1 pseudogene is annotated in these 828 nt (G+C 47.4%); it reads right to left on the bottom strand.

Annotation, left to right across the window (positions count from 1 at the left end):
• Positions 1–715: pseudogene (locus CIK04_RS32605) on the bottom strand (ATP-grasp domain-containing protein); the annotation flags it as partial.
• Positions 716–828 lie beyond the last annotated feature (113 nt).

The raw sequence follows: 828 nt of genomic DNA, 5'->3' as shown, positions 1-828 counted from the left end.
GTTCAGTGTTTCAGCGACAGCAGTAAACATTTGTTGTGCTTGCTCTTGCAGCTCTGGTGAGTCAATTGCCGTTGAAAGGCTTAACACGCCATTGACGTGAATGTTTTCTGCCATGTGGGTAGACGTTCATTCTGCCCTTCTTTACACGAGCGCCAATCAATGAAACTTCACGTTGAAATGGAACAAATTCTTCAGCGACAATCGCTTGACGTTGGCGTAGCCGCGATACAAGCYTGCCATCTCTTGCCAAAGGGTTTCAATTTGCGCGCATCTTTCAAACGCCAATTGCCCTTTACCATCATAGCCTCCCAATGCGCTCTTTAGCACCATTGGCATCACAGTGCTCAATCGCTTTATTGAAGTCTTCACGCGTTTCAATGACGTAGTAATTGGCATTGCGTACACCCGCATTGTCGAGCAAGGCTTTTTCCAAACGACGATCACCACCTGCCTTTATCGCCTCACTGCTTGGAAGAAACTTGCCACTTGCTTGGCAGATCGCCAATACGTCATGAGGAATGTGTTCAAACTCTGCTGTGATCACATCAACGTGTTCAATCGCTTGCTCTAAGCCGTGACCAAGAAGATGCAACGTCAAAGGATGAACGACATCACCCGTTGTCACATCATAGGCAGAAATCTGGATATTCAAAGGCGCACCAGCCAATGACATCATACGTGCTAATTGTCCAGCGCCCAGAACCAATACGTGCATGATTTAGTCCTCTGCAGGATTCGGGTTACAAGACGCTTGCTGTTTGTCTTGGCGGAAGGATTCAACTTTGGTCCATGATATTTTCGTCGTGAGTTCCAAGGATTTGCGCAGCG

This window comes from Vibrio sp. 03_296 (genome assembly GCF_002265885.1).
This window is presented reverse-complemented; position numbering and strand designations above follow the sequence as displayed.